At 54.6% G+C, this 13951-nt stretch carries 9 protein-coding genes and 1 pseudogene; 7 read left to right on the plus strand and 3 right to left on the minus strand.

Annotation, left to right across the window (positions count from 1 at the left end; all coding sequences use genetic code 11):
• The first annotated feature begins 266 nt into the window (after positions 1 to 266).
• From ABX962_RS15070 to ABX962_RS15085, 4 genes and pseudogenes are all read left to right on the plus strand, one after another.
• Complete coding sequence (locus ABX962_RS15070) at positions 267 to 866, plus strand: PEP-CTERM sorting domain-containing protein (protein WP_372720798.1); 600 nt, start codon at positions 267 to 269, stop codon at positions 864 to 866.
• An 89-nt stretch (positions 867 to 955) separates the two neighbouring features.
• Positions 956 to 1849 (plus strand): annotated as a pseudogene (locus tag ABX962_RS15075) (YifB family Mg chelatase-like AAA ATPase); the annotation flags it as partial.
• Positions 1850 to 2156: 307 nt separating this feature from the next.
• Positions 2157 to 2366: a hypothetical protein gene (locus ABX962_RS15080; RefSeq protein WP_372720783.1), complete on the plus strand. Its 210-nt coding sequence runs from the start codon at positions 2157 to 2159 to the stop codon at positions 2364 to 2366.
• A gap of 37 nt (positions 2367 to 2403) precedes the next feature.
• Positions 2404 to 3516 carry a DUF1559 domain-containing protein gene (locus tag ABX962_RS15085; RefSeq protein WP_372720785.1) on the plus strand — a complete coding sequence of 371 codons (1113 nt, stop codon included), beginning with the start codon at positions 2404 to 2406 and terminating at the stop codon, positions 3514 to 3516.
• Between the two features lie 311 nt (positions 3517 to 3827).
• Here ABX962_RS15085 and ABX962_RS15090 read toward each other — a convergent pair whose 3' ends face one another.
• Positions 3828 to 4997: a sialidase family protein gene (locus ABX962_RS15090; RefSeq protein ID WP_372720787.1), complete on the minus strand. Its 1170-nt coding sequence runs from the start codon at positions 4995 to 4997 to the stop codon at positions 3828 to 3830.
• Between the two features lie 212 nt (positions 4998 to 5209).
• Between ABX962_RS15090 and ABX962_RS15095 the strand changes: the two genes are divergently transcribed.
• From ABX962_RS15095 to ABX962_RS15105, 3 genes are all read left to right on the plus strand, one after another.
• A complete protein-coding gene (locus ABX962_RS15095; protein ID WP_372720789.1) occupies positions 5210 to 6196 on the plus strand; it encodes a nitrilase family protein in 987 nt (328 codons plus the stop codon).
• 514 nt (positions 6197 to 6710) lie between these two features.
• Positions 6711 to 7703 carry a hypothetical protein gene (locus ABX962_RS15100; RefSeq protein ID WP_372720790.1) on the plus strand — a complete coding sequence of 331 codons (993 nt, stop codon included), beginning with the start codon at positions 6711 to 6713 and terminating at the stop codon, positions 7701 to 7703.
• 188 nt (positions 7704 to 7891) lie between these two features.
• Complete coding sequence (locus ABX962_RS15105; protein ID WP_372720792.1) at positions 7892 to 8905, plus strand: hypothetical protein; 1014 nt, start codon at positions 7892 to 7894, stop codon at positions 8903 to 8905.
• A 286-nt stretch (positions 8906 to 9191) separates the two neighbouring features.
• Here ABX962_RS15105 and hrpA read toward each other — a convergent pair whose 3' ends face one another.
• Together hrpA and ABX962_RS15115 are read right to left on the minus strand one after the other, a co-directional pair.
• Entirely contained in the window at positions 9192 to 13295 is a 4104-nt protein-coding gene (hrpA, locus tag ABX962_RS15110) for an ATP-dependent RNA helicase HrpA (RefSeq protein WP_372720794.1), read from the minus strand.
• Between the two features lie 113 nt (positions 13296 to 13408).
• Positions 13409 to 13951, minus strand: a 543-nt coding sequence (locus ABX962_RS15115; protein ID WP_372720796.1) for an efflux RND transporter permease subunit, incomplete at its 5' end; no start/stop codon positions are given.

Consider the following 13951-nt stretch of genomic DNA (forward strand, 5'->3'; position numbering starts at 1 on the left):
ATTTAAAAACTCAATTTTATACAGTCTGAGACTCTCAATTCGGTGCAGCGTATGCACATGGCAAATTTTGAAAATTTCGAGGACGGACTATTGACGACGCACCATCCGGGGGGCATTATTCGCAAATGACGTTTGGCGTTTACGCATCGAGTAAACGGCAATTTAGATACAACGATTTAAAAAGGAATTGTATGAGAGTGTTTTCGTTTCTTTTGACTAGCGTTGCGGTGTTGGTCGCTGGGGCGGGGCAAGTGCAGGCGGGGGTTATGACGTTCGATGCGTCTTTCCCTGGCCGTGGTTCGTTCACGAGTGATGGCCAACATAGTTCCAATAGCGACAATACTTACACTGGATCAGGGTTTAATAGGTCGTTTTATACATTTGACGTGTCCTCACTAAGCGGACTGAACATAACTAGCGTGGAACTCCGGATCGGCAACGAACTTGCTTTTGACCTACCTGCCACGGTTACGATCTATGATGTCTCAACAAGTAGAAATGATTTGATTGCAACGTATCTTACTAACGACCCTGCGGGACAAGCGATTTACGCAGACTTAGGTTCCGGGAATCAATACGGAAGCTTCATCGTATCCAGCAACCCCTCCGTTACAACTACGACACTTTCGGGTGCAGCTGTACATGACCTTGTAAATGCGATCCCGTCATCCTATTTTACCGTCGGGCTTTCGATACTAAAACCAAACACAGCAGTGAGGTTCGATCAGAATCCGCGTGTGCAACAACTGATCGTAACTACGAACGACGGCACTGTCCCCGAACCCGCGTCCCTGGCTATCTTTGGTGTGATGGGATTAGCCGCTTGCGGAATGCGTCGCCGTTGTCGGATGCTGCAGACTGCCTAACGATTAACTGACACTACCGAAATGCATCACGGTCGCTCCATATATCGGGTGGCCGTTTTTTGTTTGGATCGGCAATTGGTTAAACCGGCTATAATCTAATCATGGTTAGTCCTCTAGGCAGCGGTAAAACGATGCTGGCCAAACGGATGCCGACGATCCTGCCGCCACTGACGGCACCCGAATCGATCGCGACAACGCGTATCTACAGTGCGCTGGGCCAATTGCCCGCCGGGCAACCGCTGTTGGCGTGTCGTCCGTTTCGAAGTCCGCATCATACGATCAGCGATGCGGGATTGGTCGGCGGTGGAAGTCCTCCATCGCCGGGCGAAATCAGCAAGGCACACAACGGCATTTTGTTCTTGGATGAACTTCCCGAGTTCAATCGCAAAACACTCGAGGTGATGCGGCAACCGCTCGAAGACGGCGTCGTCACGATCTCGCGTGCGCTCCGCAGCACCACCTTCCCAGCATACTTTATGTTGATCGCCGCGGCCAACTCATGTCCTTGCGGCTATCGCCGTGATCCACGTCGGACATGCAATTGTTTGCCGACACAAATTGAAAAGTACATGGGAGAGATTTCAGGTCCGCTGATGGATCGGATCGACATTCATATCGAAGTCCCCGCGGTTCCGTTCGATGAACTTTTATCGCCCGCCAGTGGTGGATCCACCAGAGCCCAGATGCGAGCGGATGTCACGAAATCTCGCGAAGGCCAACTGGCTCGGTTCGGTAACGGAGCGGTTCAGTACAATGCGCAAATGAGCAGCCGGCAAGTGCGTCAATTCTGCAAACTGAACCGGCCGTGCCAGCACATGTTGCAGCACAGTGTCGAGGAGATGGGATTATCGGCGTGAGCTCACGACAAGATTTTGCGAGTGGCAAGGACGATCGCCGACGTTGCCGGCGACGAATCGATCGACGAAACCCACCTCGCCGAAGCCATCGGCTACCGCAGCCTGGACCGCGACTTCTGGAGCTAACCCGTTGTCGCTCGGCTTTCCAAGCCGATTTGCGTCTGGGCGAGTTCGCCGCAATTTGATTCGCTTCCGTCCCACTTGTCTAGGCGAAGCGGAAACGCAGGATTTGGCACTACATAGAGCGCCAATCTTCAGAAACATTAGCAAAACGATCACCCGAGAATGATGCTGTCCAGCATTTCGTCATAGGGGGGGTCCGAAAACGTTGACAGGCCTAATTGCAACCTATAGACTCAGCGACTACGGGAGTTACGCCGCCCATAACCAGCCCTCAATGCCACGGCGGCTGGCGTTACTATTTTCTATTCTCATGATAAATTTGGAAGGTTTTATGCGTTACCGGCCTTTGCTGTTTTTGTTCTTGTTTGTTCCAGTTGCTTGCACTCTCGGCTGTGGAGATTCCTCGGGAACGAGAGTCCTTGAGGGCGAGGTACAGGTCGATCCTGATGTCGGCAGCGATGTCAACGATCCCGAGAAGATGGAGGCGTTGATGAACGCGGACCCAACTCCGCCGCGATGATTCGTTTGTCTTTTCTCACACGTTATGGACTAGTCACATGCATAAAAATTGTTCGGCGCCTCGATGGCGAAAGGGTTTCACCTTGGTGGAACTTTTGGTTGTGATCGCCATCATTGGCGTTCTTGTCGGATTGCTGCTACCCGCAGTTCAGGCGGCTCGAGAAGCGGCCCGGCGAATGAGTTGTAGCAACAACTTCAAGCAAATCGGTCTAGGAATGCACAACTATCATTCCGCTTACCAGATGTTTCCTAGCACTTGGGACGGATCGGCTCCTAATGGCTACCGCGTCAATCTAAACCTCGTCGGCATTTTACCTTTTATTGAGCAGCAGGCGCTTTGGGAGCAACTCAGCAATCCATCGGTGCAAGGAACGACCAACTTCGATCCGATGGGTGCGTCTCCCGGCACCGACTCGCCGACGTACATCCCATGGATGACTCAGGTCATGAGTTATCGTTGTCCAAGCGACCCTGCGGTGCTCAATGGTGCGGGACAGACGAATTACGGGAACTGTTATGGGGATACGATTCGAGGCGCCGGACGTTCACCGGAACCGGGCGACCGCAATCACCACACAGGTGTGACCGGCTGCCACCGAGGATTATTCGCGCGAGAAAAAATCACTCGATTCCGTGACATCAAGGATGGCACCTCCAACACGATCGCAATGGGCGAATTATGCGTGATGGATTTCGAACGCGGTGTTCGGAGCTATGTATTCCATCTGGATGGCAGTGATTGGTGGCGTCCCACGCCTGATAAATGTAAATCAGGGGCTCACATCAATCCCGAGTCGCCATCACAGTACGCGACAGGCGGTATTTGGCAGCGTGGACGGCGTTGGGCAGACGGTCATTGGCATTCGACGGCCGTCATGACCGTGTTGCCCCCGAATTCCCCCTCGTGTCTACGGTCCACCGATTCCAATGACGGCTTGGCTTCGGTCACCAGCTACCACGAAGGTGGTGCTCATGTGTTGATGGCCGATGGTGCCATCCGCTTCGTCACTGACTCGATCGAATCGGGAGACCTGACGCAACCACCGGTTGCGAATGGCGGCGGCTGGACCGCACCAGGATCGAAGAGCCCTTACGGGCTGTGGGGCGCACTTGGAACCATTCGAGGCAAGGAAACCGAGTCGCTCGAATAGCCACTTAGCTTCGGTGCTTCCTCATTCATTTGAAATCCCCTGCCGAGCGAATCGGCGAGGGATTTTTTTGTGTGGTGCGGGTCCTGGTATTTGGCGAAAGATCCAGGTGTTCAGTGCCTATGATCCGTCGCACACGAAGCTTGCGCGGTCGGCCCTCACCCGGACGAGGCCTAAAGGGCCCGTCCGACCTCTCCCTAGCTGCGCTCGGGAGAGGTGACTTGTTGTGGCTCTAGCAGTTTGCAAAACATGGCATATGAAAACTTATGCGAGGACGTCCTCATGACGCACTGAACGTAAAAGTTGAACCGGTTTTACTCCAGAACGGCGGCCAGCTCCTCTAGTTCGATTCGCGTGACTTGCGTTTCGGCGAGGCCGTTGTTCTCCTTGCGGTCTCCGGCGCAGTGGCCTAGTAACATTGCGTCCGCGGTGAACTCGATCGCGGTGTAACAGTACCATCCGCTGGGGTTGTCAAACAGCGTGAGCGATTGACGCCACGTTTTGCCTTCGTCCTCGCTGATGGCAAGCGATAACGGAGTGCGTTTTCCTTGTAATTCCGCGGCAATGTTCGTGTGGTCATTCCATACGCATACCAACCGGTCACTGCCGGGAATACGTTCGATCGTGGCTGGTGAAGTGGGAGACAGAAGTGTCGACGGGAGCAGTGGCGACCAGGTTTCACCTCCATCGTCGGAATGGCTGATCTGTTGACTGCCAGCGTTCGAGCGTACAAACATCATCACGCGACCATCACGAAGCTGGACCACGCCAGGCTCTTGCGCGAGATACCGTTTGCCGCTGCTAGGGTCGAGCGTTTCTAAAATAGTTTTGCTCACGCGCCACGTGCTGCCCGCGTCATCGCTGAGATAACACAGCACGCGACCGGCCCAATCAGGCTTTTCCCATTTCGGTGAATTGTGCAGTGCCATCGGCATCACCAATCGTCCATCCTTCAGCTGAATCACGCGATCGTTGTTCAATACATAGTAGCCCACTTGCGAATCGGGAACGATCGTCTGCGGAGGACTCCACGTCGCCGCCTCATCGCTGCTGAAGCGAACCACAGGCCGGCAATCCAGAAGTGACTGTTTGCTCAAATAGAACATCGCAATGCGTCCGTCGGCCAGTCGCAGTAGCGATACCGACATGATGTTAAACCCCGCCTCGTTCTCCAAAATCCGCGTGTCCGTTGCATCCCACGTTTTGCCGCCGTCCGCTGAATACCGACCGGCAAGATGGGCAGAGGCATGGTCGCCGCCACCGCCCGTGAAATGGGTATACACAAACAGCAACCGACCGTCTTTGAGCTGGATGAAGTCACCTTCGCTATTTCGTGGATTCTCGGAGGTCGGCGGCAGCCGCAGCGTGACCGCCAGATCAATCGCCGCATCGTTTGCGAACGTTGGCAGGGCGAGCAGCACCCAAGCCCAAAATGAGATAAGCAGAGGGGAAAGCGAAGAGACAGCCGGGTGGGAGTATCGCATGGCGGGAGACCTTGTTCTAAAAGAAACTTTGGTGAGATGGGGCAGGTGACGCAGGTTGCAGTCGTTGAGGCGGGGGCGGGACGGGGATCATCATACTGTTTTTCCCACCACATCGGGTAAAATGCCCAAAAACCGCTTCCCCCACTCCGCTGACGAGCCGAAACGTTGCTACGCTCCGGCCCTCACCCCTCCCTTGCCCCCCCAACAATCAAATGCAAACATCGGATACGAAACTTGCAGCCTCTCGCACGATCCGTGTTGCCTCGGTCCAGTTCGAAGCATCACCCGCGAACAAGGAAGCCAACTTTGCAAAGATCGAAGCGTTCGTTGGCCAAGCCGCCAACCAAGAGGTGCGATTGGTCGTGTTCCCGGAATGTTGTATCACCGGGTATTGGTTCATTCGCAATCTGTCGCTTCAGCAACTTGGCCAACTTGCAGAATCGATCCCGGATGGCCCCAGCACTCAGCGATTGATCGGGTTGGCACGGCAATACGGAATCAGCATCGGTGCGGGGCTCGTCGAAGTCAGCGAGCGTGGCGAGTTCTACAATAGCTATGTCGTCGCCTTGCCCGATGGAACGGTCCAAACCCATCGAAAATTGCAGGCGTTCGAGCACACCGCAATCCGCAGCGGCACCGAGTACACCGTGTTCGATCTGCCCGATGGCTTTCGTGTCGGCGTCCTGATTTGTTACGACTGCAACTTGATCGAAAACGTTCGCATCACCGCTCTTCGTGGTGCGGAAATCTTGTTGGCTCCGCATCAAACCGGAGCCGTACGCAGCAAGAATCCGAACTTGATGGGGATCATTGACCGGCAACTGTGGGACAACCGACACGCCGACCCTGAGACGATCGAAAATGAATTTCGAAGCGATAAAGGACGAGGCTGGCTAATGCGTTGGTTGCCAAGTCGTGCCCATGACAACGGCATTTTCTTGATCTTCAGTAATGGTGTGGGAGTCGATGATGACGAAATCCGTACTGGCAACGCAATGATCCTGGATCCTTACGGCCGCGTGCTTGCGGAAACATGGAAAGCGGACGACGCGATGGTGATCGCCGACCTGGACGCTGGTCTGCTGGCGGATGCTACCGGCCGCAGCTGGATTCGTGCTCGCCGACCGGAACTCTATACGCCGTTGACCGTCCCGACGGGGATGGAACGGGATACGCGGGAGATGAAGTTTGAGGAGTGAGGGTGGGGGAAGTGAGGAGTGAGGAGTGAGGAGTGAGGAGTGAGGGAGAGGGGGAGACACGGAGACATGGAGCGGGATGAGGGGGTGGCGAAAGCTTTGTCACAGCGCTGGGGCGAGATTTTGATTCGAGTGAGGCGGCAGAAAGGCACCTGTTTAGCTCCACCTTGGCTTGCTCGAGCGACAGCAGCCATCTCACCTAAGTCCGCTACTCTCTCTTCGGCGTCAGGGGAAATTAGGTGCCGGAAATTAGGTGCCTGGCACCGATCGCTCCCCTTTTCGGCGAGCATGCAGGTGACAACGGGCAATTCCCCTCCCTTGTCTTCGATGCTGAGCTCCAGAAATTCACCACGCGAATTTCTCCGATGCACTGTATAGAATTCCGTTGAATTGAACTTTGATGATGATAGGTTCATCGGTGCCAGGTGTAGCATAAATTTTTTTCGGGTGCAGCAATCGAGGATCAGCCATGCTTGATCGAAGGACCGTCACACTTGCACTTCCTATCATCTTAGCGATGACCATCACACCAAGTTCTCCGATTGCTGAAGCCGCTTCTGACGCGCCGGATTCGATTGAGATTGAAATTTTCGGGCAAAGCGACGATCGAGTCCCAGTCGTCGACCTGGGCGAATACCGTCCCGGACAAACAATTAGTTGTAAAGTGACCGTGCACAACCGGACGCCTGATGCTTTAGGTTTTGATGGGCTGGATATGACTTGCGGATGCACGAAAGTGACCCCCGTGCGGGGCCGTATCCCAGAAGGCGGCAGTCAAGACTTTCATGTGTCCATTTCGACCAAGCGTCAGCCAACCTCACGAAATCAACAAGTGGCATTCCGAGGCTTGCTGGACGGCAAGTCTCAGTTTTTCGTGAAGCTGAAATTTGCATACGGTGGATTTGTGAGTTTCCGCCCAAGGATAGTGCATTTAGCACACTCAAAGGGGGAACAGCACTCGATACCGATTACGGCAGGCAAGCGTGCATCTTCTGATAGCGTCGACATCCGGTTTAGCGCACCATTAAAAGGCTTGGAAGGAGCGTTGAATCTCGAAACAGGAATAATCACCCTCTCAATACCCGATGACTTCGATCTATCAAAATCAAAAACGGGTCTGATAACCGTTGAATCGATGGAGACAGGGCACGAGGACAGCATTCCCGTTATTGTCACTGCAGCTAAATCGTTTAGCGTCTACCCAAGACTGGTTCGCTTTCATCCGATCGACGAAAGTGACCGGGTTACTGCGAGCGTCATGCTAAGACTAAACAAAGATAGCCGGACTAAAGTTAGCGACCGAGTAAAAAACTCATTAAGTATCCGTGCTGGCGAAATGCAACTGGACACTGAAATTGCGACGGTCGCCCCCAATATTTTTCGACTGGAAATGTTTTGTGGGAAAGACGAGATTGCCACCAAATCCAGCGTCGAACTATCTTTCATTGACCCCGTGTCCGGAAAACGAGTTTTGGAAACCATGCGGATCTTCATGCCTAGCCGTCATTAACGCTTTGAGGAATGAATCATGTTAGTAAACCGTTCGACTAGCTTTACAAAATGGAATGACGTGCATTGTTCATTGGAACGAGGCTGCACTGGTTACACCGAATGTCCGCCGAGCGAGACATGTGGCGATACCACGGACTCCTTTGACTGGGGTGTCAAAAAGGAGGCATATTACGCAGATGGAACCCCATGCCCGGAACTCACACCACCACCGTTGTAAAAAAAGATGGAGTCCTTCACTACACCACGCCTGACGACGGGTTTTCAATGAATAAAGCAGCCTATTTCACGACCATCCTCCTGCTTCTTTCTGGGATTGGGTTTGGCCAGAATCCTACCGAGCGTGAAGATGCGTTGAGCTATGTTTCGGGTCATCTAGCGACGTGGAATTCAATTCCAAAATACGATGTGCGAATTCGTCTGACGGAAACAGAAAGCACGTTCTCTGGAAAGAATTGCTTGCTTGCAACCACCAACCTGAGAATCCAGATGGACCGGGACAAGGAACGCTGCTTGTACGCCTATCATCGAGTGAAGGTTCCGTTTGATTTGGCCTTGGCCAATCAAACGGAACGAAAAGACCTCGACGTCGTTGTTTGCGAGGTGAATGCGAACGGTTGTCGATTTAAGCGGATAGGTGACCGATCAGCCAGCTTTCAAGCAACTTCATTTGATCAGGCGTTAACAAAATCCCCGATTCCAAATCTTGCTCTGGTCGGGTTGGAGCAATTTCCGACGGCATTTGAGGGAACAGAACGCTCGGTTGCTGAATTGACCACTGCCATCGGATCGGGCTCTTATCTGACGATTGATGAGAGTGATGAAATACTCACAATCACGGCAATATACAAAATCAAATCAAAGGGACGACGACGTCTGCGATTTGACAAAAAACTTTTAGTTCCTGTTGGATTTAAAAGCGAGGTGGATCACGGTTACGGAGATGAAGGATTCGTCGACCATACAGATCAAGATGTCATCTATTCGCACGTCGAGGGCATGCCGCGGCCCGAAATGGTCACAACGAACTCGGCAAGAGTCCGTCAAATTGATGGGCAACTTCAAGCCACGAAGGGAAGAATTGACGCCGAGTTTCAATGGATTGCAATTGACGCAGCAAACGATGCGTTTCCTAAAACCATACAGGACTTATCCAAAATGACCGAATTGGAAGAATTTGTCGGTCTATCCGATTCCAATTGAAACAGAAAGGTGGCCGTACGAATGGTACGGCCGGAAACGTTGGTGTACAGGCTTTAGCCGCCACTTCGGCACTCTTAAAAAGTGCCTCGAGGCCAGACATCGATAATTGTTTGCGTATTGTCAGCGTCATTCGCAAGGGAGGCTTTTGTCGCATCTAGCACCTCAAAGTCTCGGAGAGACGTCGGCTACGTGCCACGTACGTCGGTCTTTCCAAGACCGACATCTGGATCGCTCAGCGATGCCATACAGATGAAGTCATTTGGAACGAAAGACATAACGACTTTCGCTACGGTTTGGCGATTGCTTTTTCGCAGCGTTGGGGCGAGATTTTGATTGCGGTGCCGAGCGGCTGGGCAAACAGGCTGACTCGCAGCTCTTCGATCATCCAGCGGACTTCGGTTGCCGATTGATCACGCGGATTTCGCTCGCTCTCAGGCAATGTCGCCATCCACCGCTGACGCAAATTTTCGACCGTCTCGGTTCCCTCGCGGTCACGCGGCGCCGAGCCGCTGGTCAGCTTGTCCAACCGGTATGCGATCGCGGCGAAGTAGCGGGGATAATGCTTCAGCCATGCCCACGGCGTGACCGATAAAAATTGGTCGTGAATCAACCAGTCCATCTGCAGCCGGACATCCCGCATCGCTTGGTCGAAACGGTTTCCCGACGTCGATTCAATTTGCCGTCGTGCCGCAAAATAGGCGTCGGCCATTGCCGACAACCACGTGGCAACCTCTTGCGTCGCCTCGGCAATTCGTCGTGCTCGCTCGCCCCGACGTTGATCGAATTCAGCCTTGCTGCGAATGACAGGTTCGTTTTCCACAAACGCGATGCGGGCTAGCAAATCGATCAATTGTGATTCGATTGAGGCGGCCGACACCACCCCGCTCAATTTCACCTTGGCTTGCTCGAGCGACGGCAGCCATCGCACCTGAGTTCGCAACTCTTTCTTCTCCGTCAATGCAAACAGTCGCGTCAATCCTTGACGAGACATCGCTTCGGCACTTGCTAAATCCGAGACGAGTCGGATCGCAACACCATCGCCCTTGTCAAAGAACGCCGGGTATTGTGCGACCTTCACCCCGCCTCGCGTCCGCACCACTTCTTTGGGTAGCGAGTCGATATCAAACGTGACCATCGACTCGCGAGCCCATGACTCATCCGAAACATCCGCCTCGGCTGCCTCAGGTTGGTCCTTTGCCGAGCCCAGTTTTTCTTTCAGTGGCTGAACTTCGCGTCCACTGGCGATCGTTTTGCCATCGTCATCGACCACGGTGACCAGGAACTGCAAATAGTCGTCGAGTTTTTCGGACTGAAAATCATCGGGCGTCACTGGCATTTCCGCATGCCGCGAGAATGCAGCACACACCGACGGCATGAACGGCACTTGGCCGTACTCGGGCGCCAGTTCCTGGGCGACTCTCGCGGCGATATCCGCCGCGGGTACAAGGTTTCGCCGGATTCGCTTGGGCAGCGATTTGATCATCGCGACGAGTTTGGTTTGCAATAAACCGGGCACCAACCACCCCAAACGCTCGTCGCTGACTTGCGGCAGAGCGGCTTGATGGATTTTCAATTGGATCCCGTCCGCTTCGGCGCCGGGTTCAAAGCGATACTGTAGCGGCAACCGCGAACTGCCTATTTGCAATTCGTCGGGAAAGGCTTCTTTGGTGATCGCTTCGCTGGCGGCTTCGATCAAATCGCCAGGCTGCATGTACGGCGTGGCGTTTTCTTCGAGTGTTGGCGGCGATTGCAGCCAAGCTGACAAATCGGCGGCATCACGAAGCTGTTTGGTCCATGCGGGGGCTTCGAGCGCGCGATCGAATTTCTCTAGCCGGCCACGATCACACACATCCTCGGGCAAGTGCGTTTGATAGAATCGTTCCACCGAATAGGGATCGACCACCAAATCGCGGCGACGTGTCTTGGCGGCCAACGATGCGATCGATTCCTGCAATGCCTGGTTGAACCGCACGAAGCGAGCGGTTGTCTTCATCTGCTGCTCGACCAAGCCGTGTTCGATCAATAAATCACGAGCGGTCGAAGCATCGATCGGTGGCAAGGGGACACGGCGGCGGACCACCACGGGCAGCCCGAACAACGATTGCCGCTCGTAGCAAAACGCACCACTCGACTTGGAACTCCAGTGCGGCTCGCTGTACGAACGTTTGATCAGATGCGCCCCGATGGTTTCGATCCACTCGGGCTTGATCCGAGCCACCGTGCGTGCATATTGCTTGGCGGTTTCGACAAGTTCGGCGGCGACAATCCACTTGGGCTTACTTGCCGCTACACCACTTCCGGGCCACAGATAAAGACTCAAACCACCGGCGCCGGTGTATTCGCTCTTTTCTTTGACCATTGCGACACTCGACAACAGCCCGGTCAAAAGGGCTTGGTGTAGCGAGTCGTCCAGGTTGGCGTCAAGCAATCGTTCGGGATCATCGGCAAAGCGAATCGCACCAATCTTCTTGCGGGCTCCTTTGCGTTCGCCCAGCGACGTCGCCACCATTTCTTTGAGCTGGCGATAGACATCGGACCATTCACGCATGCGATTGGGCGACAGAAATTGCTGACGCAGCACTCGCATCAACTTGCTGCGTGAATGCTTCTCGCGAGCTTCTTCGTAGTGCCGCCACAATTTCAAGTACGACAGAAAATCGCTGTTGGGATCCTTGAACATCGCGTGTGCTTCATCAGCCGCCTGCTGTTTTTCTTGCGGGCGATCACGAGGATCCTGGATCTCGAGCGCCGCAGCGATCGGCAAGATTTCGGGCAGCACCCCGAACTCGTCCGCCGCCAGAATCATGCGTCCCACACGCGGATCGACGGGCAAGCGGCCAAGCTTTTGGCCGATTTCAGTCAATTCGTGCTTGTCATCGATCGCGCGCAATTCCATCAACGTCCGAATGCCTTCGCGGATTGATTCGGGACGCGGTGGATCGAGTAGCGGGAACTCTTCCAATCGTCCCAAACGCAGCGTCTTGGTTTGCAAGATGACCGAGGCCAGATTGGTACGCCGAATCTCGGGCGTCGTGAACGCGTCACGCGACTCGTAATCCTCGAGTGAATACAAACGCACGCAAACCCCAGGTCCGATACGACCACAACGACCGGCGCGTTGGTTCGCACTCGCCCGGCTGACCGACTCGATTGGCAATCGTTGCAGTTTGCTGCGTGGACTGTAGCGGCTGATCCGCGCGGTGCCGGTATCGATCACCGAGTGAATCCCGGGGACCGTCAGCGAGCTTTCGGCCACATTGGTGGCAAAAATGATCCGCCGTTTTCCTGCGTCGGGATGAAAAATCCGTTGCTGCTCCTTCTGTGGCAGCCGGGCGTACAGCGGCAACAAGTCGACGCGATTGGGCATCCCCAGCCGCTTGTAATGTCCGGCGACCCGGTGGGTGACTTCGCGGATATCGCGTTCGGTGGGCAGAAAGACCAACGTGTCACCTGCACTGCCGCCTCGCGATAACGATTCGATTCCCGCGATCACATGACGCGCCAGGTCGTAGCCGCGATCTTCATCGTCGACGACTTCTTCCCAAGGCAGATAGCGGAGCTCGACGGGATACCCACGGCCTTCGACGTTGACGATCGGAGCCGGGCCGGATTCGTCCGCAAAGTGTTCGGCAAACCGCTCGGCGTCGATGGTTGCCGAAGTGATGATGATTTTCAAATCGGGCCGCTTCGCCTGCAACCGCCGCAGGTACCCCAACAAGAAATCGATGTTCAGCGAACGCTCGTGAGCCTCGTCGATGATGATCGCATCATACGCATCGAGGAAGCGATCGGACTGCGTTTCGGCGAGCAGAATCCCGTCGGTCATCAGCTTGATCAACGTCTCGGGACCGGTTTGATCGCCAAAGCGAACGTGGTAACCGACGGTTTTGCCGAGCGTGGTATCGAGTTCCTCGGCCAATCGAGTGGCGATGCTGCGGGCGGCCAACCGACGCGGCTGGGTGTGCCCGATCATCGCCTCGCGTCCGAGGCCGGCTTCGAGACAAATTTTGGGCAATTGGGTACTCTTGCCGCTGCCCGTTTCCCCACAGACCACGATGACTTGGCGATCGCGGATCAGTTGAATCAGCTCGTCGCGATGTGACGTAATCGGCAGTTCGTCGGAGTACTCGACCCGCGGTGCTGCGGCCTTGCGAGCATCACACTGCTGGACCGATTCGGCCAGCCGTTTTGCGTACGCTTCGGGGCTGAGTCGTTTTTTATCACGGCGCAAGCGAAAACGATCGATCCGCATCGCGGCATCGAGCGACGGCGTCGTCGGGAGTGTCGATTTCGGGGCGTTCGCAGCCGCTTCGGACCCACGCGAATCGTCTGCGGGCGAGGGGGGCGTCGGTTCGGTCGTCAGCTTGGGACTGCTTGGTTTTGCATTCATCGATACCATCTTACTGAGAATGCGAAATGTGTCGATCCGAACATCGCCAAATGACCTACTCGACCTCTCTCTAATCCACGTTTGCCAGAGCTGAAAAACACTCGAAAATAGAGTTATTCATGTTCATGCGTTGGAATCGCGATCGGTTTGACGCCCAAGGTTTCGACCAGGATCGCATAGAACGCGGGAACCACGATCAACGTCAAAAAGGTGGTCAGCAGCAGACCGACGATCATGCACCACGCCAATCCTTCCCACAGTGCCCCGCCGCTGAGTGCCAACGGGATCAAACCGCCCACAGTGGTCGCTGTGGTTAAGAAGATCGGCAGCATTCGCTGTTTTCCTGCGTCGATCAAACACTCACGAAACTCGGCAACGCTAAGACCAACGATCGGCCCATCGGCGATTCCCGCACTCGCTTTCTCGCTCGCTCGTTGGGCGATCAAGATATCGGCGAATTCGACAAAGATGATCGCGGTATTCAGAACGATCCCGAACAAGGCCAAGATACCAAGCTGGGGCATGAACCCGAGTGATTCGTCAAACAAAAACAACCCCAACCATGCTCCCGCCAATGCCAACGGCAGCGTCGACAAAATGATCAGCGGCTTGGACCAACCGTTGTACTGGAAAATCAAACACAACACGATCAGCAC

The sequence above is a fragment of the Novipirellula sp. genome (assembly GCF_041583735.1).
GTDB lineage: Bacteria > Planctomycetota > Planctomycetia > Pirellulales > Pirellulaceae > Novipirellula.

Bases quoted from the DNA above. Each gene is read 5' to 3' on its own strand.
- ABX962_RS15070 (WP_372720798.1), top strand. From the start codon at position 267: ATGACGTTCGATGCGTCTTTCCCTGGCCGTGGTTCGTTCACGAGTGAT.
- ABX962_RS15080 (WP_372720783.1), top strand. From the start codon at position 2,157: ATGATAAATTTGGAAGGTTTTATGCGTTACCGGCCTTTGCTGTTTTTG.
- ABX962_RS15085 (WP_372720785.1), top strand. From the start codon at position 2,404: ATGCATAAAAATTGTTCGGCGCCTCGATGGCGAAAGGGTTTCACCTTG.
- ABX962_RS15090 (WP_372720787.1), bottom strand. From the start codon at position 4,997: ATGCGATACTCCCACCCGGCTGTCTCTTCGCTTTCCCCTCTGCTTATC.
- ABX962_RS15095 (WP_372720789.1), top strand. From the start codon at position 5,210: ATGCAAACATCGGATACGAAACTTGCAGCCTCTCGCACGATCCGTGTT.
- ABX962_RS15100 (WP_372720790.1), top strand. From the start codon at position 6,711: ATGACCATCACACCAAGTTCTCCGATTGCTGAAGCCGCTTCTGACGCG.
- ABX962_RS15105 (WP_372720792.1), top strand. From the start codon at position 7,892: ATGCCCGGAACTCACACCACCACCGTTGTAAAAAAAGATGGAGTCCTT.
- hrpA (WP_372720794.1), bottom strand. From the start codon at position 13,295: ATGAATGCAAAACCAAGCAGTCCCAAGCTGACGACCGAACCGACGCCC.